15 protein-coding genes are annotated in these 26,277 nt (G+C 57.3%); 11 read left to right on the forward strand and 4 right to left on the reverse strand.

Going from position 1 to position 26,277, the window contains the following annotated elements; all coding sequences use genetic code 11:
* Positions 1 to 31 precede the first annotated feature (31 nt).
* Entirely contained in the window at positions 32 to 1,378 is a 1,347-nt protein-coding gene (locus NSS64_RS06780) for a glycoside hydrolase family 30 protein (protein ID WP_341139659.1), read from the forward strand.
* Positions 1,379 to 1,830: 452 nt separating this feature from the next.
* Here the strand turns inward: NSS64_RS06780 and NSS64_RS06785 are convergent, their stop codons facing one another.
* Positions 1,831 to 2,838, reverse strand: a complete 1,008-nt coding sequence (locus NSS64_RS06785; RefSeq protein WP_341139660.1) for an ABC transporter substrate-binding protein — start codon at positions 2,836 to 2,838, stop codon at positions 1,831 to 1,833.
* A gap of 249 nt (positions 2,839 to 3,087) precedes the next feature.
* Here NSS64_RS06785 and NSS64_RS06790 point away from each other — a divergent pair, with 249 nt between their 5' ends.
* From NSS64_RS06790 to NSS64_RS06835, 10 genes are all read left to right on the forward strand, one after another.
* Entirely contained in the window at positions 3,088 to 3,603 is a 516-nt protein-coding gene (locus tag NSS64_RS06790; protein ID WP_209871359.1) for a hypothetical protein, read from the forward strand.
* Between the two features lie 188 nt (positions 3,604 to 3,791).
* Positions 3,792 to 4,832, forward strand: a complete 1,041-nt coding sequence (locus NSS64_RS06795) for a LacI family DNA-binding transcriptional regulator (RefSeq protein ID WP_341139661.1) — start codon at positions 3,792 to 3,794, stop codon at positions 4,830 to 4,832.
* Between the two features lie 126 nt (positions 4,833 to 4,958).
* The gene (locus NSS64_RS06800) at positions 4,959 to 5,321 is read left to right on the forward strand and encodes a hypothetical protein (RefSeq protein ID WP_341139662.1); all 363 of its coding nucleotides are present in this window, start codon (positions 4,959 to 4,961) and stop codon (positions 5,319 to 5,321) included.
* Positions 5,322 to 5,886: 565 nt separating this feature from the next.
* Entirely contained in the window at positions 5,887 to 9,135 is a 3,249-nt protein-coding gene (locus tag NSS64_RS06805) for an alpha-mannosidase (RefSeq protein WP_341139663.1), read from the forward strand.
* Between the two features lie 48 nt (positions 9,136 to 9,183).
* On the forward strand, positions 9,184 to 12,369 hold the full coding sequence (locus NSS64_RS06810; protein ID WP_341139664.1) for an alpha-mannosidase: 3,186 nt from the start codon (positions 9,184 to 9,186) through the stop codon (positions 12,367 to 12,369).
* 384 nt (positions 12,370 to 12,753) lie between these two features.
* Positions 12,754 to 14,277 (forward strand): ABC transporter substrate-binding protein, encoded by a 1,524-nt coding sequence (locus NSS64_RS06815; protein WP_341139665.1) that lies wholly within the window; start codon positions 12,754 to 12,756, stop codon positions 14,275 to 14,277.
* A 48-nt stretch (positions 14,278 to 14,325) separates the two neighbouring features.
* Positions 14,326 to 15,309, forward strand: coding sequence for a carbohydrate ABC transporter permease (locus NSS64_RS06820; protein WP_341139666.1), 984 nt, complete (start codon positions 14,326 to 14,328; stop codon positions 15,307 to 15,309).
* A 2-nt stretch (positions 15,310 to 15,311) separates the two neighbouring features.
* Positions 15,312 to 16,148, forward strand: a complete 837-nt coding sequence (locus tag NSS64_RS06825; protein ID WP_340993649.1) for a carbohydrate ABC transporter permease — start codon at positions 15,312 to 15,314, stop codon at positions 16,146 to 16,148.
* Between the two features lie 18 nt (positions 16,149 to 16,166).
* Positions 16,167 to 18,929, forward strand: coding sequence for an FAD-dependent oxidoreductase (locus NSS64_RS06830; RefSeq protein WP_341139667.1), 2,763 nt, complete (start codon positions 16,167 to 16,169; stop codon positions 18,927 to 18,929).
* Positions 18,930 to 18,991: 62 nt separating this feature from the next.
* Positions 18,992 to 20,530 carry a hypothetical protein gene (locus NSS64_RS06835; RefSeq protein ID WP_340993647.1) on the forward strand — a complete coding sequence of 513 codons (1,539 nt, stop codon included), beginning with the start codon at positions 18,992 to 18,994 and terminating at the stop codon, positions 20,528 to 20,530.
* Between the two features lie 419 nt (positions 20,531 to 20,949).
* Here the strand turns inward: NSS64_RS06835 and NSS64_RS06840 are convergent, their stop codons facing one another.
* From NSS64_RS06840 to NSS64_RS06850, 3 genes are all read right to left on the reverse strand, one after another.
* Positions 20,950 to 22,638 carry a response regulator gene (locus tag NSS64_RS06840; RefSeq protein WP_341139668.1) on the reverse strand — a complete coding sequence of 563 codons (1,689 nt, stop codon included), beginning with the start codon at positions 22,636 to 22,638 and terminating at the stop codon, positions 20,950 to 20,952.
* Positions 22,628 to 24,382, reverse strand: coding sequence for a sensor histidine kinase (locus NSS64_RS06845; RefSeq protein ID WP_340939372.1), 1,755 nt, complete (start codon positions 24,380 to 24,382; stop codon positions 22,628 to 22,630). Before NSS64_RS06845 ends, NSS64_RS06840 begins: the two co-directional genes overlap by 11 nt.
* 111 nt (positions 24,383 to 24,493) lie before the next feature.
* Positions 24,494 to 26,239 carry an ABC-F family ATP-binding cassette domain-containing protein gene (locus tag NSS64_RS06850; protein WP_341139669.1) on the reverse strand — a complete coding sequence of 582 codons (1,746 nt, stop codon included), beginning with the start codon at positions 26,237 to 26,239 and terminating at the stop codon, positions 24,494 to 24,496.
* Positions 26,240 to 26,277 lie beyond the last annotated feature (38 nt).

Here is a 26,277-nt window from a genome sequence, read left to right on the forward strand (position 1 = left end):
CCTTTTATATAAGAAGATGGAGGGATAACACATGCGGGAAATGATCATGTACCAGTCCGGCGGAGAGGACCGGCTGTTCGTGGAACAGCCTGCTGCGGCGCTGCCGCAGACTCCTGCTGGTAGAGTTACAGTCACCGTTGACATTGATGCGAGAAAGACCTATCAGGAGATGGATGGCTTCGGGGCTTCCTTCACCGACTCGGCCGCCTACCTGATTCATCAGGTGCTAAGCGCAGAGCAGCGGACGGAGGTGATGCGGAAGCTGTTCGATCCGCAGGCGGGGATCGGCTTGTCCTTCCTGCGTAATCCCATGGGCGCCTCGGATTATGCAAGAACGGTCTATAGCTATAACGACCTGCCTGAAGGCGGGAGTGATCCAGAGTTGGCCGGATTCTCCATCGCCCACGATGAAGCGGACATCATTCCTCTGGTACAGGAGGCACTCAGGCTGAATCCTGAGCTGAAGCTGATGGCCTCCCCCTGGAGTGCACCGGGCTGGATGAAGACCAGCGGCTCGATGATCGCCGGGCGGCTGAAGCCGGAGTATTACGGGGTGTATGCGGATTATTTTGTCCGCTATATTCAGGCCTATGCCGCTCATAGCTTACCTATCTATGCTGTCACTGTGCAGAACGAGCCGCTCTATGAGCCGCAGCATTACCCCAGTATGCTGATGCTGCCGGAGGAGCAGCGGGAGTTCATCCGGGATTATCTGAAGCCTGCGTTCAGGCAGCACGGGCTGGCCGCCAAAATCTTCTGCTACGACCATAACTGGGACCGGCCGGATTATCCGCTGTCTGTGCTGGAGGCAGCCGGGGCAGAGGTGGACGGCGTAGCCTGGCACTGGTACGGCGGGGCGGCATCCGCACAGTCGGTGGTGCAGGCGGCCTACCCGGATCATGAGGTCCATTTCACCGAAGGCTCCGGCGGGGAATGGATTCCCCCGTTCGAGCAGGCCTTCTCCAATGTGATGCGTACGGGAATTGAGATTCTGCGGAATCACAGCAAATCGTTCGTGCTATGGAATATGGCCTTGGATGAACAGAACGGCCCTACGGTGCCGGGCTTCGGGGAGAGCACCTGCCGCGGGGTAGTGACGGTCAACCAGCAGACCCGGGAGCTGACGTATACCCTGGACTACTATGCACTGGCACATTTCAGCAAGGTGATCCGCCCCGGGGCATTGCGTCTGGAGTCTGCGGCGAGCCGGGAGCATCTGCGTTCGGTTGCCTTCCGCAACGCGGACGGCTCGCTAGCGGTCGTCCTGTTCAACGACGGAGAGACCCCGGAGACCGTGGCTGTGCGGCTGGAGGGGGAAGAATTATTAACCCTAGATATCGCTGCGAAGGGTGCGGTTTCTGTGAAGGTGGGCGGGTAAGAGGAAGTAGCGGTTTAGTGTAGAAGAAGACTAAGGCTGCCGGGATTTTCCCAGGCAGCCTTAGTCTTTTTTGGAGAGAAGTGCGATGGTGATTGGGCGGAATGTATGCGGAAAAGCCAATACAATGGGCGTTGTGTGGGTACATGGACCGAATGTAATCGGAAAACCGATTACAATGCACTGTCGCGTGGCGCATGGACTAAATGTAATCGGAAAACCGATTACAATGCGCTGTCGCGAGGCACATGGACCGAATGTAATCGGAAAACCGATTACAATGCACTGTCGCGAGGCACATGGGCCGCATGTAATCCAAAAACCGATTACAATACGCTGTCCGAGGCACGTGAGCCGAATGTAATCGAAAAATCGATTACAACACACTGTCGCGAGGCTCCTGAGCCGAATGTAATCGAAAAACCGATTACATTCGGTCAACGCGATTTTTCTAATTACTGTTTACCTTTGAAAATGCCCGCGATCTCATCCAGCAGCCTGTCCAGCGTAATCGGATCATCGAAGTTATACTTGCTATCGAAGGTATATACGCGGCCTTCTTTGACGGCAGGGATTGCTTTCCATAAGCCGCTGTCCATCAGCGCGCTCTGTCTTGCAGCCGTCTTGCTGCTGCTGTCGGTAAGGAGGAACATATGCTTTCCAATATACTGTGGCAGCACCTCGTCAGAGATGGTTACGAACCGTTCGCCGGCATCGACCAGCTTCTGTACGCCTTCTGCCGGTTTGAAGCCAAGCTGTCCGTACAGCGTTTCGTTCAGACCTTTGCCGCCCATAATGTACAGCTCGGAGCCAAGCACCAGCAGGGAGGTAGCTGTATCGCCTTCAGTTAGGTTGAGCTGCTTCTTCACGGAGGCAACCTTCGTCTTATAATCATTGAACCAGCGGTCCGCAGCTTCCGTGCGGCCAAACAAGTCAGCGAGTTGCCGGACACGCTCCTCCGTCGGGAAGGTGCCGTCCAGTCCCACCACCACGGTCGGCGCGATTTTACTTAATGCTTCAATCCCGGTCTCGTCCCAATCGTCGAAGATAATCAGGTCTGGGGATAAGGCCAGAATCTTCTCAGCAGAGAACGGATACCCGATGTCCTCAATCCCTTCGAGCAGATCGGGGTAAGCCACCTGAGTGCCGATGACGCTTAGCGAAGCTCCCGCAGGCTTAATCCCTAGCGCCAGCAGGTCACCCGGATTACTGCCAACATACACAATTTTCTGAGGATCGGCGGGGATTTCAACCTCCCGTTTCTTGTAATCCGTATACTTCCGTGTTGCAGCAGCTTCCGTGACAGCCGCCGGGCTGGCTTCAGGAGCTAGGGTTGGTTGACTTGTGGCGGCGGTTGTTGTGGGAGTGGACGCAGCCGTATTGTCCGGTTTGCCGCAGGAGGCCAGAATCAAGGTGAAGAGAAGCAGGGTTAACGGGAGTACTAATTTTTTGAGGCTTGGCATGTGCTATGCTCCTTTAGAAGGTATGTAGTTGAATGAAGATGATAATCATTATCATTTAACTATGATAGAGAGGAATAGCCGTGTTGTCAATCTCTAAGTTGGTCTGATCCGAGGTAATTAGGGGACAATCAGAACTCTTTTTTCATTGGAAAAAAATAACTGTAAGCCAATTTACAGCCGAAGAGAAGCACCCGCCGCTATAAAATGATAGAATAATAGTTATAGTCTTATACAGGGAGTGAATTTCTTATGAAAAAGATTGCTGCCGGCGTCATTGCCGGAGCGATACTGATGGTGGGTGCGCAGGCGCTTGGTGCTTCTGCAACACTGGTAGGAAAGGCCATTCAGGCGGAGTATACGGTAAATGTGTATGGAAAAAAGCTGGCAGATCCGGCCATTGTCATTGATGGCAAGAGCTACGCGCCCGTACGGGCGATTGGCGAATTGGCCGGGTTCAAAGTGACGGTGAAGGGCAAAACGATTAGCCTGGATGATAAAGGACAAGCCGCTCCTCCGTTGTCCGACGAGAGAAGCTCGCTGGTTGGTCCAGTGCCGGTGACTACGCCAGATCCTGCTTTGACTGCGGCCAAGAGTAAAATTGATATTATTGACGAGAAGATTGATAGTGTGGTCACTAACATCCTGACGACCAGCAGCCTGCTGAAGACGAGTCCCGGCAATGCCGAGCTCAAGCAGAAGCTGGAGCAGTACAAGGAAGAATATGCAGACCTGCTGAAGCAAAAGGACCAGGAGCTGCAGAAATAAATAAAATGCCCCGTGCCATGAATGACGTTGAATATGGGCTGCGGGGCTTTTTGTGCGGATGGGTATACGGATTGTGACTTGTTGAGAGGGGGGACTTCCCGGTTTTAGCTTGCCTTTCCATCGTCATAAGATAGCGCTATACTTTGTTTCATAACACGTGTTATACTTCCCTTGAGGTGCTGAAAAGTATGAGCAAAAAAAGAGTCACCAGCTTCGATGTAGCCAAACGGGCGGGCGTGTCGCGCAGTGTCGTCTCTGCGGTGCTGAACGATACGCCCGGCATAGGGGTTGGGGCAGATACACGTGAGGCTGTGCTGGAAGCGATCCGTGAGCTGAATTATCATGTGGACGCGGGTGCGCGCAGCATGAAGACGGGCAGAAGCATGACGCTTGCCGCATACGGGGATACGCGTCATCCGCTGTTCATCCGGCTGCTGGAAGGGATGCAGCGGGAGTGTGAGCTGGGCGGGTATCACATCCTGCTCTGCTCCCCGCGCCCCAAGGGGAATAAGGGCGGCAGGGCCGAGCTGCTGGAATTGTATCACCAGCGGAAGATCGATGGCATTGTCACCCTGGACCACACCAGCTACCGGGACGAAGAATGGGCCTCCCGCGTCAGCGCTGCCGGAGTCCCCTACGTCTCCGTGGAAGGGTATGCGGAAGTGCCGGGAGTATACTCGGTACTGGCTGATTATTCAGGCAGTGTGAAGACCGCACTGGATTACTTGATGCGGGAAGGCACGGCACAGCACCCGGGGCCGGTCTACGCCGAGGTGTACCATGAGGCGGAGGAGGATAACTGGGCGGAGCGGAACCGCCGGGAGGCCTACACAAACTGGTGTACATCGCGTGGGATGGAGCCGGTAATCTTTCGTTTGGAGGAGCATGGCGGCGCGTGGGCAGATTGTCTCCAGAGGCTTGCGGCGCTCAGCGGTCAGCCGTCTGCGCCCCTCCTGGTTAACTGGTCGAGTGCGATCCCCGATCTGTACCGGGCTGCTCATAAGCTGGGCCTGCAGATCGGCGAAGACCTGCGCATCATGGCAGCTGATAATACCATCCAGGGCCACCGGCTCAGCCTGCCATCCTTAAGCTGCGTTGAAATCCCCTATGTGAGTATGGGGGAAGAGGCAGTACGCTGCCTGCTCGAACAGATGAGCGGCGGGAGTGCAGCAGGACAGGCCGAGAAAATCTGGCTCCCGGCCGTGTTGAGGGCGGGGGAAAGCGCGTAGCTGCTGGAGGTACTTGGAGATAGTCCGGTTTGTAAAATGAAATGCACCGGGTGGGCTAGATGTGCTGGATGAGGCAATTTAGAGGGAAATCCCTCTGGCAAGGCTGAAAGTGAGCTGGAAGCTGGAATGAGAGGGATAAATCCCTTTGAGTTGGCTGAAAATGGGCTGGAAGCTGGAATGAGAGGGATAAATCCCTTTGGTTCGGTTGAAAGCAGGCTGGATGCAGAAATGAGAGGGATAAATCCCTTTGAGTTGGCTGAAAATGGGCTGGAAGCTGGAATGAGAGGGATAAATCCCTTTAAGTTGGCTGAAAGTGGACTGGATGCAGAAATGAGAGGGATAAATCCCTTTAAGTTGGCTGAAAGTGGACTGGATGCTGAAATGAGAGGGATAAATCCCTTTGGTTCGGTTGAAAGCGGGCTGAGTGCTGGAAAGAGAGGGATAAATTCCTTTAAGTTGGCTGAAAATGGGCTGGGTGCGGCAATTTAGAGGGATAAATCCCTCTGGTTCGGCTGGAAGTAGGCCGGAAGCTGGAATGAGAGTGATAGATCTCTTTAAGTTGGCTGGAAATGGGCTGGATGTGCTACTTAAGGTGAGCTAGATGAGCGAATGAGGAGCACAAGTGCACTTGAATTTCTAGAAATTTGGCTAGGCGAGCGAATGAGGAGCACAAGTGCACCTGAATTTGCCGAAAGTTGGCTAGATGAGCGAATGAGGAGCACTAGTGCACTTGAATTAGCCGAAAGTTGGCTAGATGAGCGAATGAGGAGCACTAGTGCACTTGAATTTCCAGAAATTTGGATAGATGAGCGAATGAGGAGCACTAGTGCACTTGAATTTCCAGAAATTTGGCTAGATGAGCGAATGAGGAGCACAAGTGCACTTGAATTTCTAGAAAGTTGGCTAGATGAGCGAATGAGGAGCACAAGTGCACTTGAATTAGCCGAAAGTTGGCTAGGCGCAGGAATTAGGAGCACTAGTGCTCCTGATCTCCGCCCGCCCACCACTTTTGTCTGTTTAATAACACGTGTTATAACGAAGGAGGAGAACGAATATGTTCTGGACAGAAGAGAAGCTTGGCGCGCGGTTGAGAGAGCTGGAGAGTTACAGGTACCGTGAGGGGATTACACTTGAGGAATGGCAGGTTACTGAGGATCAGGAGGGGGCTAATGGTGCTTATCCGCCTACACTTGACGGGGGTACGAAGCTGCGGACCGGTGAGTATTGGACCGGCTATGATGCTTATCTGTGGCTGCACCGCAAGGTAGCTGTGCCTGCGGACTGGCAGGGGAAACGCGTGGTCGGGCTGTTCGATTTCGGGCGTACCGGCGGGGGCAATAACAGCGGGTTCGAATCGCTGCTGTACCTGGACGGGAAGCCTTATCAGGGGGTGGACTCCAACCACCAGGAGGTATTTCTGGAAGACGGCGCGGCTGGCCGTGAGCTGGATTTCACCTTCCGCTTATGGTCGGGCTTGAACGGCGATGGGCAGCTGATTCCGCAGGAGCACAAGATCAAGCGGGCGGAGCTGGCCTATCTGGATGAGTCCGCCGACAACCTCTATTACACAGGCCGGGCGGCGCTTGGGACAATCAAGCAGCTTCCAGACAGCCAAATTCAGAAGCATGAGCTGCTGGCTGCCTTGAACAAGGCCTTCAACCTGCTGGACTGGTCCAGACCCGGAAGCGCGGCGTTTTATGCCTCAGTCCAAGAGGCCGAGTCAAGCCTGCTCGCAGACCTGTCCCGGCTGGAGCAGGAGCATCCGGTGACGGTAACCGCCATCGGCCATACCCACATCGATGTGGCCTGGTTATGGCGGCTGACCCACACCCGCGAGAAAGCCGCCCGCTCCTTCTCCACTGTACTGCGGCTGATGAAGGAGTTCCCGGAGTACATTTTTTTGCAGACCCAGCCTCAGCTCTATGCATACATCAAGCAGGATTACCCTGAGATCTATCAGGAGATTAAGCATCGGGTGGAAGAGGGCCGCTGGGAAGCCGGAGGGGCGATGTGGCTGGAAGCGGACTGTAATCTGACAAGCGGCGAGTCGCTTGTGCGGCAGATTTTGTACGGGACGAAGTTTTTCCGTGAGGAGTTCGGCGTGGACTGCAAATATTTATGGCTGCCGGATGTGTTCGGGTATAGCTGGGCGCTGCCGCAGATTTTGCGCAAGTCAGGCATTGACACCTTCATGACGACCAAGATCAGCTGGAGCCAGTACAACCGGATGCCGCATGATACGTTCCAGTGGAGAGGAATTGACGGCAGCGAGGTGCTGACCCACTTCATCACGACGCCGGAGGGCCCGGAATCGGGTGCCTGGTATTACACCTATAACGGCCTGATCGAGCCGTTCTCCGTGCAGGGAATCTGGGAACAGTACCGGGACAAGAACCTGAACCGTGAGCTGCTGCTATCCTACGGATACGGGGACGGGGGCGGCGGTGTCAACCGCGAGATGCTGGAGATGCGGCGGCGGCTGGATAGTATGCCGGGTCTTCCGCAGGTGAAGACGGGCCGGGCAGCGGAGTACTTCGAGCGTCTCCATGAGACGATAGATGCTACAGAGGAGTATGTGCATACCTGGGACGGGGAGCTATACCTGGAGTACCACCGGGGGACCTATACCAGCCAAGCCTATAATAAAAGAATGAACCGCAAGCTGGAGCTGCTCTACCGCGAAGCGGAATGGCTGCAGATGCTCTGGGCGGCGGAAAGCGGAGGATTCGAGCAGTATCCTGCGGACTCGCTTCTGGAAGGCTGGCAGACTATTCTGCGCAACCAGTTCCACGATATTATTCCCGGCTCCTCCATTCATGAGGTGTACCAGGATTCCCGCGTAGAATATGCCGAAGCGGAGCAGCTTGGCCTGGCCGCGCGGACAGCGGCTGTGGAAGGACTTGTCGGTCCAGCGTCTGCGTCTGCCGAAGGTTCGCCTGCAGCGCATGCCGGTCTCCCTGCGGAGTTTGCCGGGGGTTCACCTGCGCCGCAAGCCGGGCTCTCTCCGGCGGAAGTCCCGCTGCGCACAGAATATACACTGTTTAACAGCGCCTTCTTCACCGCGCCCCGGCTGGCAACCGTGTCTCACGATACAGAAAACGCCATCTGGACGGATGCCGAGGGCAAACGGCTGATTGCACAGCGCTCCGGCGGGCAGTGGCTGGTGCAGACAGCGGCGGTCCCGGCGATGGGCAGTACAGTGATTGTTGCCGCTCAGCTTGACGGTTCAGAAGCCGCTCAGCCAGAACCCTCCGTTCCCTTCCGCTGGCAGGATTCCATACTAACTACTCCTTATTATATTCTGGAGTGGAATGCGGACGGACAGCTTAGCCGGATCTTCGACCGCAGCGCAGAACGCGAGGTGCTGGCACCGGGTGAATGCGGCAATGTGCTTCAGGTCTTCGAGGATAAGCCAAAGATGTTTGATGCCTGGGATATCGATCTGTACTATCAGGAGAAGATGCGGATCATCAGCGATCTGCGCTCCGTCAAGCTGACCGAAAGCGGCCCGCTTCAGGCGGTGCTGGAATTCGCCTGGAGTTATATGGATTCCACCATTGTCCAGAAGGTCAAGGTCTATGCCGGAAGCGCGCGGATTGATTTCGAGACCTATGTTGACTGGCATGAGCAGCACCAGCTACTGAAGGCGGCTTTCCCTGTGGCTGTGCGTGCTACAGAAGCGACCTATGATATCCAGTTCGGTAACGTGAAGCGGCCGACCCACTGGAATACAAGCTGGGATTATGCACGGTTTGAGAGCGTGGGTCATCAGTGGGCGGATCTGTCGGAGCGGGGCTACGGGGTCAGCCTGCTGAATGACTGTAAATACGGCTATGACATTAAGGATCATACGATGCGGCTGTCGCTGATCAAATCGGCGACCAGCCCCGACCGGCTGGCGGATCAGGGAGAGCATAACTTTACGTATTCGCTGCTTCCGCATGAAGGGGATTGGGTGGCTGCGGGTACGGTGCAGGAAGCATGGGCGCTGAACCAGCCGCTGCTGGCCGTCGAAGGAGCCTACACCGCCGGAGCCGGCAAATCCTTGATCACCTGCAATGCCCCGAACATTGCCATCGATGCCGTGAAGCTGGCCGAAGACGGCAGCGGCTGTATCGTCCGGCTGCATGAGTTCACCGGAACACGCTGCACGGCGGATGTTAGCAGCGATTATGCCGTCTCCTCCTGGGAGCTGCGCGATCTGATGGAGCGGCCGCTGGAGACTGAGAAGGTGGACGGACCTGCGATCCGGCTTGATTTCAAGCCTTATGAGATCCACACAGTTCATTTGACTTTTGCCTGACGCGAGGGTTGAAACAGGAGCATCTAACTCAATAGAGGAGGCTGGGATATGCCGCTGACAAGACGGACCGGACGGTTGCTGAGTGAGCTGATGCTGCGCCGGTATAGGGACAGCCTGGAGATTGAAGAGTGGTCGCTGCGCAGAGCGGAGTATGTAGACGAAGGGGATTACCGTTATTACGGACCGGAAGGGGAGACGGCTTCCCCCGGGCGTCTTGCGAGCAAGGTTCGGGAGACCCTGTTCCTTACGGCAACCGCACAGGTGCCTGCTGCATGGCAGGCAGGAACGACCGGCCTTGTGTTCAAGGCCGGGGGCGAGGGGCTGCTGTCTGTGAACGGCACACCGTATCACGGCCTGGACAAGAACCGGAGCTTCGTGCCGCTCTCCGCTGAACTGGCGGCAAGCGGTAAGCTGAAGCTGGAGATCGAGCTGTATCATGTGCCGCCGATTCCCACAGATCCGCTCAACGGGCAGAAGGACAATGATGCCCCGCCGGTCAGGTTCGAGGAGGCCAGACTGGTGAGCGTGGATACGGCGGCGGAGAGCTTATATTTTACGGTAACCGTAGGTTACGAGACATTGCAGCGGCTGCCGGAACATTCCGCAGAACGGCTATATCTTGAACGCGCACTGGAAGCGCTGATTCAGGAAGCCGGGGACCCGGCAGCGCTAAGTGAAGAGCAGATGGGGCAAGCGGAGGCGAAGCTTAGGAGCGCACTCAAAGCTGCCGGAGGAAGCCGGGACCCGGGAGTAGCCGGTACGATGCACATGGTCGGCCAGTCCCATATCGATCTGGCCTGGCTATGGCCGCTGAAGGAGACGGTGCGCAAGACCGGCCGGACCTTCTCGACAGTCATCACGCTGATGGAGCATTATGAGCATTACCGGTATTCCCAGAGCCAGCCGCAGCTATATGCATACGCCAAAAAGCACTATCCCGACCTGTACGAGCGCATCAAACAGCGTATCGCAGAGGGACGCTGGGAGCTGGTAGGCGGGATGTGGGTCGAGCCGGATCTGAATATCCCCTCCGGAGAGTCATTGGTCCGGCAGCTTCTCTACGGGCGTGCCTTCTATGAGCAGGAATTCGGCCAGGTTCCGCGGGTGGAATGGCTGCCGGACACCTTCGGCTATTGTGCCTCCCTGCCCCAGCTGCTGAAGCAATCCGGTGTCGATTACTTCATGACTACGAAGATGAACTGGAATGACACGAATGCTTTTCCGTATGATTTGTTTCAGTGGGAGGGCATCGACGGCACGCGGATTCTGTCCTTCCTTAATCACGGCCTGAATGAGAATACACTTCCGGCGGATGTAGGAGAGCATTGGGACAGCTTCCGCCAGCAAAAAGCACACCCCGAACAAATGCTGCTCTACGGCTACGGGGATGGAGGCGGCGGGGTCACGCGCGAAATGCTGGAAGTGATTGAACGCTCCGCTTCCCTGCCGGGGCTGCCGGAGAGCCGGTTCAGCACGGCCCATGCGTTTTTTGACGGAATCCGTGATGCTGCCCCTGAGCTGCCTGTCTGGTCCGGGGATATGTATCTGGAGCTGCACAGAGGAACCTATACCACACACGCCAAAAATAAACGCTGGAACCGCAAGGCGGAGGCGCTCTACCGCGAAGCGGAAATCTGGAATGCTCTGTCCTATTTGTCCGGCGCGGCAGCGCTTGAGCGTTGTGCGGAGGTGCAACAGGGGCCGTTGCGCCAAGGCTGGGAGCTGCTGCTGCTGAACCAGTTCCACGACATCATTCCCGGCACCTCCATCCCGGAGGTGTATGTGAAGTCGGAGGCGCATTATGAGGATGTTTTTGGCTATGGGGAACAGGCCCGCAGTCAAGCCACCAGCACACTGGCAGCTGCTATAGACACGCGGGGAGAAGGCACGCCGCTGATTGTGTTCAACAGCCTGTCCTGGGCGCGGAAGGATACGGTTCTGGTTCAAGGCGGTGCGGAGCTGCTCGCTCAGCGGCCTTATGATGCGGAGGGTCAGGCCCTTCCCTGCGATGTGCTGGAGTCTGGCGGCAAGGTGAAGCTGTTCATTGCGCCGGGAGAAGTTCCAGCGATGGGGTACAAGGTAATCTGGCTGCGCCATAGGGTGACCGGAGGAGCAGGAGGGGCTGTGGCAGTAGCTGCTGCGGACCCGGCAAGTCTTGGCGGAGAATCAGCAGAGATACCTGCCCTACTTGACCGCTGGGAGACAGAGAATGCTCACATTACCTTCGATAGGTTGGGCCGGATCAGCTCCTGGCTGGACAAAAGCAACGGCCGGGAGCTTGTCGCCCCAGGCGCCGCCGCCAACGGCTTGCAGCTGTTCCATGACCGGCCGACGGTCTGGGATGCGTGGGATATGGACCCGCATTTTGCGGAGCAGCCCGCTGCGGAAGCCAGACTGCTGTCCAGTGAAGCGGTCCTGCAGGGGAACACCCGCGATATTCTCCGTTTCACCTGGGAGCTGAACCAGTCACGGGTGGAACAGCATATCATCTTCCACCGCCATTCCCGGCGTGTGGATTTCGAGACCCGGGTGGATTGGCGGGAGGAGCATAAGCTGCTGAAGGCTACTTTTCCGGTGGATATCCGGGCCGCGAAGGCAGTGTATGAGATTCCTTTCGGCAGCATTGAGCGGGCGACCCATAACAATACCAGCTGGGAACAAGCCCAGTTCGAGGTATGCGGGCACCGCTGGGCGGATCTGTCGGAGGGCGGCTACGGGATCAGCCTGCTGAACGACTGTAAGTACGGCTACGATATCAAAGGAAATACGATGCGCCTGTCCCTGCTCCGTTCGCCCCGTTGGCCGGACCATACCGCCGATATCGGGGTGCACGAATTCACCTATTCCCTCTATCCGCACGAAGGTGACTGGAGAGCAGGGAACGTTGTGCAGCAAGGGTTCGAGCTGAACCAGCCGCTGCTTGCCTGTACGGCCGTTCAGCATGAGGGCAGCCTGCCGCCGTCCGGCCCGCTGCTGGATGTGCATAGCCGGCATACGATCGTGGATGCCGTCAAGATCGCGGAGGACGGCAGCGGTGCTGTACTCCGCCTGTACGAATCCGGCGGCGGCCGGGACCGGGTGGAGCTTAACCTGCCGCTGGACCCAGCCGGCTTGACGGAACTTAACCTGATGGAGAAGCCGGTTACGGAGTCCAGGCTGGCGGCCAGCGGAGGGACCGTCTTCCGCGTCCTGACACCGTACGAGGTGGTTACGCTGAAAGTGACCGCACCATAATGAAAGAGCAGTGTTCGCCTGTATGGGCGGCACTGCTTTTTTTGATGAGGAGAGCAGGCGCTCAGATTGCTGGCTAATGCATACAAGTTTCTATCTGGCCAAATGAGCCAATGAAGAGCAGAAGTGCACTTGAATTCCTCAAAAGTCGGCTAGGTGAGCGAATGAGGAGCATAAGTGATCCTGATTTCGCTGGACGCTGCCCGCGACGACTGTACATGTGCACCCCATCCCTCACTAATTGCATAGATATCTCCACCCGGATCGTAGATGCATGGGATACGCGCGGTTCGCGGTACTTGCTACAATAAGGCTGTAAGGAGAAGTAACGATACAGACGAGGTATATCAATCATCACCGAGCCTACTTAAAGGGGAGTGTATGCAATTGACCCAAAAACGTTCATTCATGAGAGCGCTGACAACGGTATTTGCCCTGACGGGCATGATGGCAGGGGTGCTGGCCGGCTGCGGCGGCAATAACACGGGGGAAAGCAGCGGGACAACTGCTCCGGCTGGATCATCTGAAGCACCTGCGGCTACAGCCGCTGCGGTCCAGAAGGTGAATTTCTCCATCGTCTCGGCCAGACCCGGCGATGAAGCCTTTTACAAGGAACAAATGGACATCTTCATGAAATCAAATCCGGACGTCAAAGTCACCGTTATCGCCAATCCGACAGAGCAGTATAATAATGCGCTTCAGCTGTCTTTTGCCGCCAATGAGGGCCCGGACCTCTTCTTCATCGAAGGTGGCCAGCCGCAGGCCCGCACCGTCTACGACAACAAATGGGCGGAGCCGCTGGACAGCTACATGGACGATGCCTTTCAGGCCCGCTTCCCGGAGGGCGCCTTCAGCCGCACCAGCCAGACCCGGGTGAACGGGGAGATCATCGGCGTTCCGGTCCGCGACCCGCGCTTCGATAAGGTAAGACCGCTGTATTACAACAAGGCCATTCTGGAGAAATACGGCTACAGTGAGCCGCCGAAGACACACAGTGAATTCGTCGAAGCTGCAACGAAGATTACGAAGGAGGGCAAGGGGCAGGTCTACGGCTTTGCCATGATGGGCAAGGCTCCGGCGGTGTTCGGGCTGAGCGTATCCGGCCTGGGTTCGGGACTTGACGGCGGTGTAATCGGATATGAAGGAAATACGATCATTAATCTGAAGACCGGCCTATTCTCGTCGAAGTCGGCGACGCCGGTGGTCGAGATTCTGCGTCAGCTGAATGCGCAGAAGATTGTGGCTCCGGGCTGGGAGAACTGGGATACCGCGCAGATGCACCAGCAGTTCGCCGCCGGACGCGTAGCCATGTTCATCGGCGCAGCCTGGCAGGCGGAAGAGATCCGCAAGCTGAATGCAGGCATGGATATGGGGATTGCCGCAGCGCCGGTGCCGGATGCAGGCCGCAAGGGTTACCGCGACACGCCGACCATTGCCGAGCCGCGGTATGCCATGAGCTCGCAGTCGAAGGTCAAGGATGCTGCGTGGAAGGTGCTGGACTTCCTGGGCTCGGAAGCGTTCGAGCGGGCGAATTATGAATATGCCAAAGAGTTGGTGCTGATGCCGGCAGCCATGGAAGGCATTGAGATGTCCGCCGATATGCAGCAGATTGTGAAGGTCATGGACGAGACGATCCGCATGGCCCCGGCGGTGAATACGAACAACCAGAACTATGACCAGTTCTCGAAGAACATCAGTGACTCGATGCCGAAGCCGAAGATTCAGGAGGTTTTCCTGAAGGCGGTAATGAGCAATGAAGATCCGGTGCCGCTCGCGGAGGAATACGATGCCAAGGCCAATAAGGTGATCGATGAGCAGATCAAAATCGCCAATGACGGCGGAATCACCTTCACCAGAGATGACCTGAAGTACCCGGATTGGGACCCGATGCAGAACTACATCATTGAATAAGCGCTGAACCCCGGAAACCATACAGAAACAGACAGGAGTGAATGCATCATGGGCTACGGCACGCAGCAGACGATCCCTGCTCCCGCCGGCAAGGCTCCGCTCTCTCGGAGAGCGGAGCTGTTCAAACAAATCAAGAAGCACCGCTATCATTATCTGTTCGTGCTGCCGATGCTGGTGTTCTTTTCCGCTTTTACCCTATGGCCGATGATTGCAAGCTGGTATTATTCATTCTTCAACTGGGATGGCATCGGCTGGCCGGCTGATTTCATCGGACTGGGCAACTTCCGGGAGGTGGCTGCCGACCCGGGCTTCTGGAACGCGTTCATGAACACCTTCTTCTTCGCCCTGACCCATGTCCTGATCCAGATGCCGCTGGCGCTGGTGGTGGCGGTTATTCTCAACAACCAGTTCCTGGCGGGGAGAAATATCTATAGGCTGCTGCTGTTTGTGCCTGTGATCTCTACGACAGCGGTAATCGGAGTGATCTTCTCCATTCTGCTGAATCCGCTGGGCGGTGCGGTGAACGAGATGCTGCTGAATACCGGAATCATCAGTGAGCCGATTAACTTCCTGGGTTCTACCAAGCTGGCATTGCCCACCCTGCTGGCGGTTTCCGTCTGGAAAAGCTTCGGGACCCCCATGATCTACTGGCTCGCAGGATTACAGACGATCCCGGGTGAGCTGTACGAGGCGGCGAGAATTGACGGGGCGGGGAGAGTGCAGAGCTTTTTCCGGATCACGATTCCGATGCTGGCCCCGATTGGCCTGGTCATTACCCTGCTGACGTTCATCAATAACCTGGACCCGTTCGATCTGGTTCGTACGATGACTGAGGGCGGCCCGGTCAAAGCGACCGATGTGGTGCAGACTTATATTTTCCGGTATGCGTTTGAGCCGGAGAGCGGTTCGTCCCGGTATGGCTTCGCCTCGGCCGCAGGCATTCTGTTCAGTCTGGCTGTGCTCGTAGTCGTCATCATCCAGGCGCTGACCGGCAAATATGCCCGCAGATCCGGCGCGAAAGGAGCGGAATAACCATGTACAGGCTTAACCGGCTGCTCAGACAACTGCCTGTCCAGCTTCTGCTGCTGGGCTTCACTTTAATCTGGAGTTATCCGTTCATCTGGATCATCTCGTCATCCTTCAAGTCGCAGAGCGAAATGTTCCTGGGCGGCATTAACGTCATCCCCAAAGAGCCGACCTTCGATAACTTTGTGCGGGCGTGGGAGCTGGCGAACTTTTATCAGTACTTTTTCAACTCGGTGATTGTTACCGCATCGGTAGTTCTGCTTGTCCTGGTAATTACCTCGATGGCCGGGTATGCGCTGGGGAGAGGCAACATGCCTGGCAAAAAACTGATTATGACCCTGCTGGTTATCTCCATGTTCCTGCCCAAGGGCTTCACGATTCTCCCGCTGTTCGAGCTGATTGTCGGCCTCGGCTTCAATAATACGCTGATGGGGGTCATTCTGGCCGAGTCCGGTCCGTCCAAAATCGTCTCGATTCTGCTGTTCGTCGGCTACTTCGCCTCCCTGCCCAAAGAGATGGAGGAATCCGCTACGATTGACGGCGCCGGGTACTTCCGGATGTTCTTCAGCATCATGCTGCCGCTGTCCAAGCCGATTCTCGGCACAGTGACGATCTTCAGCTTCATCGGCGCGTGGAATGCATTCTTCGTCCCGCTGACCTTCACCTTAAGCAAGCCGTCGCTGCGTACGCTGGGGGTCGGCATGTATAACTTCTTCGGGACGAACAGCGTAGACTGGACGGGACTTGCCGCGGGAGCGGTGATGTCGGTGGTGCCGATTATCATCGTGTTCCTGTTCCTGCAGCGGTATTTCATCGAAGGTCTGGCCGGCTCCATCAAAGGCTAAGCAACAGGAGGTGTGTGCATGATTCAGTCAAAAGCCGTCTCAGCAGATGTACTTGTCGTTGGAGGAGGGACGGCTGGTTGTGTAGCGGCCCTTGCGGCCGCCGAAGAAGGCGTCAGCGTGATCCTGATAGAAAATGATACCGCCTTGGGCGGTGTCGCCACCCGGGGCGGCATCCACCGTTATTACTACGGGTCTCCCGGGGGGCTTCAGGAAGAGATTGACCGCCGGACTGCCGAAGCGGCTGCCGTGTTCGGAGGGAGGACCAAGGGCTTCCATCCCGATGCGAAGCGGGTGGCGCTCGCCGCCCTCTGCCGGGAGAAGGGAATCCGGGTCTGGCTGGATTCGGTGGTCTATGAGGTAATCATGGAAGGTGAGGGAGTCGCAGGTGTGCGGCTACTGAGTCCGGCCGGGCCGCTGGAGATCCGCGCCGGGGTTACCATCGACAGCACCGGCAACGCCCATCTGGTGCGTATGGCCGGGGGCAGGCTCCGCTACGGCCGGGAGCTGGACGGCATCTATCATAACTACTCGTTCATTCCGCGCCGGACCCTGGAGGGTGAGATCGGGTACGACAATCTGGATGCCGGGTGGGTGGACCCGTATGATCCCTGGGATGTCTCCCGGGCATTCACCCGCGGAAGAGAGTGGGTCAGGGAAGGCTACGCTCAGGGGGCGCGTTACTTCGCTGTGTCCTCCATGCTTGGCGTGAGAGAAGGCGGACTTATCGAAGGGGATGTCACCATCACGCTGCAGGATTACATCGAAGACCGGCCTTCGCCGGAGGTGATCGCCCGCAGCTATTCCCATCTGGATAATCACGGCTTCGATACCGGCAATGAGAGTGAGTTCAGCCAGCTGTGGATTGCGGTGATGGGCCTGTTCGTCCGGGGGCTGTGGTGCGATATTCCCTACGGGGCGCTACTGCCAAAAGGGCTGGAACGGCTGCTGGTGGCAGGCCGCGCCCTGTCGGTGGACAGGGATGCCGGCATGGGCGTGCGGATGCAGAAGGACATGCATAAGGTTGGCGAAGCAGCCGGCGTAGCGGCTGCACTGAGCGTACAACGCGGCTGCGCCCCCCGTCAGGTGGACCGTTCGCTGCTGCAGCAGCGACTGGCTGAGCGCGGCGTGCTGGAGCAGGAGGACCTGCGGCGGACCGCAGGGCGGAACCTACGCTTCCGGCAGGGCAGTCTGGCCGGTCTGAAGCTGGATGGGGATAACGCTGCCACATACAGTGAGCAGCTTGCCGGGTACTTCGGCAGGGAAGAGGGCTGGAAGGCGGTCTGGCTGCTGGGCCATTCCGCAGGCGCAGGCAGTGACCCGAAGGTGGTCCGGTTACTGGCAGGAATACTGGAGGAGCAGTCTGCCGTGGCTGGTTTCAATGCTGCCATAACACTGGCACTGCTCGGCAGAGAGGAGGCCATTCCTTATCTGCTTGGCCTTATTGGCGCAAGGGATGGCAGGAAGCTCAGCAACCATCCGAAATGCGTGCCCTTCTGGGTGGCATCCTTCGTTCTGCTGCGGATGCTGAAGAGACCCGCCGGGCTGGAAGAGGCGGCCCGTGCACTTGCGGAGCAGCCGGGTGCAGTGCACAGCACGTTCCTGCTGGATTACTTGTCTGCTGTCCTGCCGCTGCTGGACAAGGAGCAGCAGGCAGCAGCGGCTGCGGCCGTGAAGAACTGGCTGGCCTCCGGCGTTCCCGGGGAGGATTACCGGATGCACGGCGACCGGCCTGAATCGCTCCGCTGGAGCCTGGAGCTGCGGGCCGCCGCCATTCTGGCGCAGGCCGGGGCGGATGACAGCCTAAGCGGGAAGCTGGCTGCCGCAGCCTCCGCCGATGCGCGGGGGTACGTCCGCAACACGGCCGCCCGTCTGCTTCCCGGCGGTACAGCGGATGCAGCGTCTCAGGCAGCGGCAGTTCCGCCGCTTGGTACATTCGATGTTGCGGTTACCGGAGCGGGAACAGCTGAGGTGATCTGTGCTGCCGCCCTGGGCCTGACAGGCAAGCGCGTAGTACTGCTTGCGCCGGGCAGTGCTCTGATGACGGAGGTTACCCGGTCCCGGCTCACTGCTTTCCATGGAGCGGATAAGCAGGAGGCTGCGGCCGTCCGCAAGCTGCTGGAGCTGCTTCGCAAGGAGGGGGCGTGGAACGGCGAGCAGTTGGAGCCGGTACTGACCCAACTGGCGGCAGACCGGCTGCTGGAAGAAGCCGGAGTGCGCGTTCTGTACGAAGCCCGGAGTCTGGGATCATGGAAGGAAGGTGCGCAGATTGTAGTGGAGATCGCCACCAAGAACGGGCGCGGCTTCATCCGGGCGGGGTCACTTCTTCCGTCCGGTGACGGGAAGGGCAATTCCCGCAGAGAGTCTCCATTAACACTAACGGCCGTCCTGACGGGGACAGAGCCGCTTAGGCAGGAGGGGAACGGACGCTGGCAGCCGTGGCGGATGGGGGACTTACGGCTGCTGCTGCGTCTCCGCCAAGGCTTCTACCCGGATGAGATTTACCTGGATATCCGCTGGCCGGAGGAAGCCGCCGGTACAGCCGGTTCCGGTGAGCTGCTGATGGTTCCTGCGGTAGAGGAGCTGCGCAGACAGGGCCGGATTCCCGATGCCGCTGCGCTGGCCTATATTGCTGATGACATATGGCCGGAAGACTTACCCCGGGAGTCGTCCGGCAATGATGAAGCTGCGCAAGCTGCCGGAATGAGTAAGGAGGATACCTTCATTGCCCGCCGGATCACAGCCGGTTTGGCCGCTGCCGCCCGGGTGCCGGATCATAGTTAGCCCTTGTTCTGAATGATGTCACTACAGGTTACCTATTCCAAAAATCGAAGGAGCGATGATTCATGAGTATTCTATCTGCACTGCCGCTTGTCCGTGTTGCTGAAATTAAGGTCCAGGGTGCGCCGGAGACGGCGGTCACCTTCACCTCCCTGGCGGCGCTCGTGCCAGCAGGCACGCGCCATCTGGTGATTGAAGTGAACGCCGCCCAGACCTACACCGAGCGCAGATTCTGCGAGGTCATTCTGAACGGCGATACGGCCAGCCATTATAACCGCCGGGAATTCACAGCAAGCGGCACAGCGATTACGACAGTCAGCACTACGAATACCAACATTGCGCAGGGCGTGGACATCCCTCCAGCCTCTGCCGGATACGGAGGAGGGTATCTGCTGTTCCCGTATGCCTTCCGCACAGATAACCTGAAGCTGTGGCAGAGTATGGGGTCCTCGCTGGAGACCCGGCTGCAGCGCCACTCCGGGGCCTGGGAGAGCACGGCGGCTGTGGATTCCATCGCCCTGCGGCCGTGGCAGAATGTTCCCGGCGGCGTCAACCAATGGGCCATCGGGTCCATTGTTACACTGTATGCCGTGGATGAGGCCAGGCTGGCAGCAGACCGCTTGCCTGACGAGAAGTCGAAGAAATTCACCTTCGGCTCACTGCCCGCAGATGCTAACCATCTGGTCTTGATGATGCAGATGAGATCCAGCCAGAATCTGGCTACCCGCCAGGGCGACCGGGTCTATCAGCAGCTTAATAATGATACGTCATCCGCCAATTATCCCATCCAGCGCCTTGGCGGGGAAGGCATCGCGGATAATAAAATTATTGATGAATATTTTACGGAGAAGCGGGTGGGCTGGTCAACGGCGGCCGCTGCCCCGGCGGATTCCTTTGGCAATCTGGTGGTGATGTATCCGGAGTACCGGAGCACCGCCTTCCATAAGCCATGGATCAGCCAGCATGCTGCTTTTGAAGAGGTCTTCTATCCGGTCAGCCAGGAGAACGGCCGTAGAAGGAACACGGAGGCCTTAAACCATCTGCATTATTTCCCCGGTATGGGCGGCGAGTCTTTCCTGCCGGGCTCCATCATCAGCGCCTATAAGGCTGAAGCTCCGGCGGCCCGGCATGTGGTCTCAGCAGCGGGCGAAGCCTCCGTTACGCTCCAGGTCCCGGCTGGTGCTGTAGGCCTGCGTGCGGTTGCAGTGGCAAGAACCAATGCCTCCGGGACGGAGGACCGGCTGCTGATCGAGCTGAACGGGGATGCCTCTGCGGCCAATTATGCGATCCGGCGGGCATCTGCCATGGACAAGACGCATGAGACCGTGCTCCAGAGCGATAATGAGATTGGGGTGATCCCCGGCGGGGAAGCGGAAGCGGGCCAGTTCGGCTGCGGAGCGCTGTCCATTATCCGCCATGCCGACACTGACCGCCATAAGCATATGCTGTCGCTGATCGGCGCTGCGGGCGGACGCCTGGCCTTGTACGGCGGACGCTGGAAGAACAACGCCGCTGTGACCTCCGTGACCTTCAAGCCGAAGAACGGAACGCTCTTCGCCGCCGGCTCGGTGTTCGAACTGGTCGTGGCGGATGATACCCTGTAAGGCTGACCGCTTATAAAAAAGAATAGAAGAGGCTGTCCCAAGCCATGATCCACGGCTTTCGGGACGGCCTCTTTGTCATTGCTTAGGAAATCTTGCAAATAATGCAGCAATATTGCCCAATAGAAGCGGTCTATACTGAAATCCTGCACGAAATGCAACATAGTCGGCGCTAACTTGCTCTTTGCACCGGAATTTGTGCAAATCATGCAACATTGTACCGCCGCCAGTAACAGTTATAGAAAAATCCTGCAATATGTGCAGCAATGCTCTCCATACAGGCGACCGGTGGGAGAGAAAACTCTCAGTATTAGCCAGAGGGCGCACCGCCTGCGTCAGCCTGCTCCCGCCTACTTCCGGCCGCTCCGCTACACCCGGCCACTCGCCTACTTCCGGCCGTTCCGCTACACCCGGCCACTCCGCTACTTCCGGCCGCTCCGCCCGCCCTCCTCCTCGCGGTATTGGCTGGGTGTCTTGCCGACAAGCCGCCTGAAGATTCTGGCGAAATATTTGTAATCCGGGATGCCGATCTGTTCGGCAATCTCACCGACCTGCATCTCGGTCTCCCGCAGGTATTGCTTGGACCGTTCGATCCGGTAACGGGTCACATAGTCGGAGAAGTTGATGCCGGTCTGAGCCTTGAACAGGTGGCTGAAGTAATTCGGGCTGATGGCCGTGTAGTCGCTGATGTCCGCCACGCTGAGCGGCTCGCGGTAATGGCGGGCGACATAATCCAGCGCCTTCTGGATTTCGGCCCGCTGTACCGGCTGGTCGAAGGCGAGCCGGCTTGCGCTCTGCTTCCACAGGAACAGGCTAAGCAGGAACTCCTCCGCATCATGGATCGTCTCCACGCCGCCAATTCCGGCGAGGAACCGGCTGCGGGAATGGGAGTCGGCAGCGGTCCAGCGCCCGGCCAGCTCTTCCATCCAGTGCAGCAGCCGCTCCGGTTCCGGCTTCGCCGACACCAGAGGCCGGATATAATCGTCATGCACCAGCCGCTGCAGCCCGGCAGGGTCGCTCAGTCCGGCCAGCCGTTCAGCCGGATCGGGAAGCTCCGGCATACTATGCCGGGAGGCGGCGGCAGCCACCAAGGCAGTACCCGGTTCCTTACCCTGAACCGTTCCGTGCACAGCGTTATATGCGTGATAGCTGCCATGGCCTTCATAGAACAAGGCGGCCTTCAGCTCCTCTAAGTCCCCGAATGCACTTCCGAAAGCGGACGGCCACCCCTCCGGCGAAGCCTCCATCCGGTGCGCCCTGCTAACCCGGACCGACACCGTAAAGGGCAGGTATTTACGCGCATGGTGGAGTATGCTCTCACAGAGCGGCGACACTTGTGCAGCATCGCCCGGGTCCTGGAGCAGTATCCAGAGACCGATGCTCTGCTCATCCCAGTCAAATACATTGCAGGGGAGGCTGGTCTCCGCCAACTCCTCGATCATCCGCATCATCACGTATTTGAACAGCGCCAGATCTTTGGAATGGAAGGTCTGGGACAGGCTGCTGTAGCGGTCGATGCTGACCAGCCCCAGCGTGAATACCGGGCCCGGCCGGTGCCAGTTCACGAAATCGCAGGCGGCCCCGAGCCTGGCCGGGGAATGGGCCATTCCGCTGCGGATATCCAGGATCAGCTGCTTGCGCAGCAGCGGCTGGCTGTCCTGAAGCTGCTTGCGCTCCTCAATGGACAGCAGCATCCGCTCCCGGTCGGCCTCGATCTCGCTGCGGGCCTGATCCAGAATCTCCAGCAGCTCCTGATAGCCCGAGGTTACCTTCAGCAGATAGCCCAGTGCGCCCAGCGCCACCGCCTTGCGGGCGAACTCAAACTCCTGGAAGCTAGACAGAATAATGACTTTGATCCTCGGCAGGAGCTGCTTCAGCTGTCCGGTCAGCTCCAGCCCGTTCATCCCCGGCATCACCACGTCGGTGATCACAATATCCGGGCTGAGCTGTCTGCACAGCTCCAGCGCTTCTTCGCCGTCCTCCGCTTCCCCGATGATTTCGAATCCATGCTCCTCCAGCGGAAAAGCATACCGGAACCGCTCCCGGATCAGTGCCTCATCATCCACTACAATACATCGTATCTTGTCCAGTACAACCGGATTATTGCTCATCTGCCGGTTCTCCTCTCACTACGGGGAAGGTGATGCTGATGATCGTCCCCGCGCCTTCTGTGCTTGTAATCTTCAGGCCGTAAGCCTCGCCGAAATGGAGCTGCAGCCGTTCGTGGACATTCCGCAGACCCATCGAAGAATAATGCGGAATCCCCTCCGCTCCGCCGGGCGGCGGGGCGGAGGGGTCCAGCAGCCCGCTAAGGCGATCCGGTGCGATCCCGGTGCCGTTGTCCTCTACTTCGAGCTGCACCAGCCTGGACTGCAGCAGCCTGCCGCGTACAGTAATCAGTCCTTCCCCGCGCCGCTTCCCCCTTATTCCGTGGAAGATGGCATTCTCCAGAATCGGCTGCAGGGTCAGCTTCAGAATGCGGCAGTCCAGCACGTCTTCGTCAACGTCTATGCTGACCTCGAATTTGTACTGGTACCTGATCTGCTGCAGGTAGATATAATGACTGAGCCCCTCCAGCTCTTTCTCCAGCGTGGTCAGCGCCTCGCCTTTGCCCATGGAATAATCCAGCAGATTCACCAGTGCATGCAGCACCTTGGCGATCTCATCTGTCCGCTTCAGATCGACCAGGGCGTTGATCGAGTTCAGCGTATTGTACAGGAAATGCGGGTTGATCTGCGCCTGCAAGGCCCGGAACTCATACTGCTTCTTCAGCTTCTCCGTCCGCAGCTTGTCGTCAATCAGCTCCCCGATACGGTCCAGCATGATATTGAAGGAATCCGCCAGCGTGCGGAATTCATCCTTGCGCTTCAATTGGACCCGCAGCCCGAGGTTCCCCTTCTGGATGCGGCGCATCTGGAGGATCAGGCCGGAGATGGGGCCGTCAATGTAACGGGCCAGGAAGAAGGAGATCATCAGCGACAGCAGGATGAAAAAGAGGGCCAGATAGATCGCATAATAGCGGAGCTGGGTGACCGGTGCGAGAATATCCTGCTTATCGACAAAGCTGACCAGCCGCCAGCCCTGCGAATTGGGACCGCCAAACAGAGCAACAAACTCTTCGTGATCGGTATACAGGGGGAGGAGGCCGTCTTCATTATGCCTAAGAAAGCTCTGGATCTGGGGAAAAAGCCCGCTGTATTCATCCTGTCTGACCTTCACCGAGCTGAGGATCGGCTGTAACCCGGAATTGAACAGCAGTGTAGAGGTTGCCGGGGAGGGATTCATCCCGGTGATCAGCCCGTTAATGGCCAGAAGGTCGAGGTCAGCCGCCAGGATGCCCTGGATCTCTGTACCTCTGTAAACGGTTACGGCAATGGTCAGCACCAGGCCTTTATTAGCGGATTGGTAGGGGCCGAAGGATTGCAGGGAGGTCCAGGAGGACCGGGCTCCGGCATACAGCCGGTTCTTCAGCTCATCGGGCAGCGTTGTAGTCTGCGCCGTCTCATAAATCGAATAATCCGGGGCGATGAAATACATGCCTCTGGAAAAAGGGTACACCGAATACTGATACATCCGCAGGACGCGGGTAACCGCTTCACGGGACTGGTCTGTCTCGGCCAGTTGTCCGGCCAGCTGCCCCAGCGGAGCCTTGATGTCCGCCAGAATCCGTTCGAGCTGCTCGAACTGCCGGTCGGCATACGACTTCATCTGGCTCATCTGCTTCTCGGTCAGCAGATCGGTGATATACCGGTAGGCAATCAGACTGATCGACAGCGCAACGGTCAGCATACAGGCAAGGATGATCACGAACATTTTGAAACGGATCTTGTGCAGGGAGAGAAGAAGCTTCTTCATCTAAGTTGCCTCCTGTAGGTGCCTCCTGATGGAATCTCGCGTAGTACGTTCAGTTTAACGATTCTTTTTCGCTGCTGTCAATGCAGAAAAGGGCTCCCGGAGGAACCCTGCTTACATCTGTTTAATCAGCTCTTCAAGCTCAGCAACCAGACTTTTGGCAAGCTCAAAATTATTATCCTTCAGCGCCAGTTCTACCCGGGTCTCGGCTGCTTTCTTCTTCTGCTCCAGCTCCAGATAATCTTTATCGAAATGCCGGGCATAAATCATCTTCTTGAATTTCTTGATCGTCATTTTGCGGACCGTCTTATCGTCAATGATCAGTACATAATCCATCCCGTTGACTACGGAATAGAAATCATGGGAGATCATGAGAATCGCGCCCTTGTACTCCTGAATGGCTTGGTCCAGCGCGATTTGCGTGTAGGTGTCCAGATGGCTGGTCGGCTCGTCTAGCAGCAGGACATTGGCCTTCAAGGCAGACACCTTGGCCAGCTGTAACAAATTCTTTTCGCCGCCGGACAGGGCTGCTATTCTCTGGTTCACGATCTCGCCTTCAAAGCCGTAGCCTGCCAGATGGGAGCGGATCTCATCATACGTAGCCATCCCGGCCTCGATGAATTCTTCGAGCAGGGTGTTGGAATCGTTCAGCACTTCGCCTTGAAGCTGGGACAGATAAGCCACTGTGGCCTCCGGGCTGAGGGTAATAGAGTCGTGCTGGCCCTGCGCAATATCGCGCAGCAGGGTTGTTTTGCCGGTACCGTTCGGACCGATCAGGGCGACTTTATCACCAGCATGCAGCTCGAAGCTAACCTTGTCCAGCAGCAGCTCATCGAAGGCCGCCCGGTAATCCTGGACTGTCACTACAGGAGCGTCCGCGTCCTGCGGCTCATGCACCATCCCCAAATGAATCTGCGGCTGCTTAATGTCCACGAACGGCGCTTTGATTCTGCGGGCCTCCAGTCTTTCCTGGAACTTCACTCTCGCTTTCAGCGCTCTTCCTCTGGAGGCTTCTGAATTATACGTGGCGATCGCCCGGAGGTTGTCGATGATGTTCTCGTTGCGCTCGATTTCTTCCTGTTCAGCGAGGGCCAGCTCCTGCAGCTCTATTTTGGTCTGAAGCAGGGAGAGGTTGTACTCCAGATAACGGCCGTCAAACTCCTGAAGCTCCTTATTCTCCAGGTGAATGATTTTGTTAAAACAATGGTTAAGCAGATAACGGTTGTGCGTAACCACCAGCAGAATTCCCTTATGAGAGTTAATCAGCTGCCGGAGCGCATTCAGGTTCTCGAAGTCCAGGAAGACATCCGGCTCATCCATAATCAGGAAGTCGGGGCGGTTCAGCATTTCCTTCATTACCTGAACAAGCTTGAATTCCCCGCCGCTCAGCTCGGATACCTTAAGATCCCTGCGCCTCATGAGGTCAGCCAGATTCAGCTTTTTGTGAATGAGACTCTCGTAATCATCTCCGCCCAAGGCCTCAAAAGCGTCCAGAGCCAGTTGATACTTCTCCAGCAGCGGCTCAATATCCGCCGAGGTCTCCATCTCAGTGCAGATGAGCTGTATTTCATCCTGTAGCTTAATGAAAGGTCCGGCTATATATTCAAACACGGTGGTGTCTAGAGACTGGTCAGGCTTGGCGAACTGGCTCACATACCCGATGCTGCAATCAGGCTCCATCTCTATTGTACCGTCGAACAAATATCTGTTCCGGTCGATGAGGATATCGATCAGGGTGCTTTTTCCGCTGCCGCTGGTTCCGATAAAAGCGCAATGCTGCGCCTCTTCGAGCGTAAACGAAATGTCAGTGTAGAGCTCTTTTTGCGGGAAGGAGAAGGACAGGTGTTGAACTTTAATCATAGGACTACCTTTCTGTGTAGCTGGAATGGAGTTTACCG

Origin of the sequence: Paenibacillus sp. FSL H8-0122 (genome assembly GCF_038005345.1) — a bacterium.
Classification (GTDB): Bacteria; Bacillota; Bacilli; order Paenibacillales; family Paenibacillaceae; genus Paenibacillus_AQ.

Excerpts from the sequence above, each read along its gene's own strand:
- NSS64_RS06830 (WP_341139667.1), top strand. The coding sequence starts at position 16,167 with ATGATTCAGTCAAAAGCCGTCTCAGCAGATGTACTTGTCGTTGGAGGA.
- NSS64_RS06780 (WP_341139659.1), top strand. The coding sequence starts at position 32 with ATGCGGGAAATGATCATGTACCAGTCCGGCGGAGAGGACCGGCTGTTC.
- NSS64_RS06845 (WP_340939372.1), bottom strand. The coding sequence starts at position 24,382 with ATGAAGAAGCTTCTTCTCTCCCTGCACAAGATCCGTTTCAAAATGTTC.
- NSS64_RS06835 (WP_340993647.1), top strand. The coding sequence starts at position 18,992 with ATGAGTATTCTATCTGCACTGCCGCTTGTCCGTGTTGCTGAAATTAAG.
- NSS64_RS06825 (WP_340993649.1), top strand. The coding sequence starts at position 15,312 with ATGTACAGGCTTAACCGGCTGCTCAGACAACTGCCTGTCCAGCTTCTG.
- NSS64_RS06840 (WP_341139668.1), bottom strand. The coding sequence starts at position 22,638 with ATGAGCAATAATCCGGTTGTACTGGACAAGATACGATGTATTGTAGTG.
- NSS64_RS06785 (WP_341139660.1), bottom strand. The coding sequence starts at position 2,838 with ATGCCAAGCCTCAAAAAATTAGTACTCCCGTTAACCCTGCTTCTCTTC.
- NSS64_RS06800 (WP_341139662.1), top strand. The coding sequence starts at position 4,959 with ATGAGAGGGATAAATCCCTTTGAGTTGGCTGAAAATGGGCTGGAAGCT.
- NSS64_RS06805 (WP_341139663.1), top strand. The coding sequence starts at position 5,887 with ATGTTCTGGACAGAAGAGAAGCTTGGCGCGCGGTTGAGAGAGCTGGAG.
- NSS64_RS06795 (WP_341139661.1), top strand. The coding sequence starts at position 3,792 with ATGAGCAAAAAAAGAGTCACCAGCTTCGATGTAGCCAAACGGGCGGGC.
- NSS64_RS06810 (WP_341139664.1), top strand. The coding sequence starts at position 9,184 with ATGCCGCTGACAAGACGGACCGGACGGTTGCTGAGTGAGCTGATGCTG.
- NSS64_RS06850 (WP_341139669.1), bottom strand. The coding sequence starts at position 26,239 with ATGATTAAAGTTCAACACCTGTCCTTCTCCTTCCCGCAAAAAGAGCTC.
- NSS64_RS06790 (WP_209871359.1), top strand. The coding sequence starts at position 3,088 with ATGAAAAAGATTGCTGCCGGCGTCATTGCCGGAGCGATACTGATGGTG.
- NSS64_RS06820 (WP_341139666.1), top strand. The coding sequence starts at position 14,326 with ATGGGCTACGGCACGCAGCAGACGATCCCTGCTCCCGCCGGCAAGGCT.